Consider the following 826-nt stretch of genomic DNA (forward strand, 5'->3'; position numbering starts at 1 on the left):
ATACTTTGCTTAATATGATTCGCTTTAAGCGACTTTGCAAACGGCTTCATCTGATAATGCCAGCCTTGATCTGAATGCAGTGTCAACTCCTCCTTGCGTTTTTTAGGTATGCCTTTAAGCGCACCATCTAGCATCTGTTTCACTAAGTCATATACCGGTCGTCTTGAGAGCGTATAACTGATGATCTCATTGTTATAGCAATCTAGTATAGGAGACAGATACAACTTATCACCGCCCACTTTAAACTCAGTAATGTCAGTAAACCATCTGCGATTAGGCGCACTCGCCCTGAACTTGCGCTTGACTCTATTCTTAGCTATGACGCCGCACTGTCCTTTGTAGGATCGATACTTTTGCCTTCTGATTCTGGCAGTCAGCTTAAGCTGTCCCATGAGCCTGGCAATCAGTTTATGGTTATGAATTAAACCCTCATTCTTGAGTGCTTGGGTGATTCGACGGTAGCCATACCGACCTTTATGGTGATGATAGATATCACTGATACGCTGTTTGAGATCGGCGTATTTATCTTCACTCCAAAGCTGTGCTCTATGATAGTAGAAACTACTCCTTGCAAGCTTTGCTATGGTCAGTAAGTCAGATAACGCATATTGCTGCCTTAGTCCTTCGATGAGCCTTGCTTTATCGCGGCTTGTTTCCTTTCCTTGAGCAAGGCATCGAGCTTTTTTAGATAGGCGTTCTCCGCTCGTAAATACTCATTCTCACGCTTGAGCTCTGCTAAGGTCTTTTCATTATCAGGTTTGTCTGTGATAGGAGATGCCATAGTACTACCTTTATATTTGGATGTGAGTCCAGACATACCGTAGAG

The 826-nt window shown here is 43.3% G+C and carries 1 protein-coding gene and 1 pseudogene; both read right to left on the reverse strand.

The window, feature by feature from the left end:
- Window positions 1-629 (reverse strand): IS3 family transposase (locus ACTXGE_RS12460; protein WP_443543694.1); only part of this gene is annotated, 629 nt, incomplete at its 3' end.
- Window positions 617-826: pseudogene (locus tag ACTXGE_RS12465) on the reverse strand (helix-turn-helix domain-containing protein); the annotation flags it as partial. The pseudogene ACTXGE_RS12465 and the gene ACTXGE_RS12460, both read right to left, overlap by 13 nt.

Source organism: Psychrobacter sp. T6-4 (assembly GCF_052258425.1).
Classification (GTDB): domain Bacteria; phylum Pseudomonadota; class Gammaproteobacteria; order Pseudomonadales; family Moraxellaceae; genus Psychrobacter.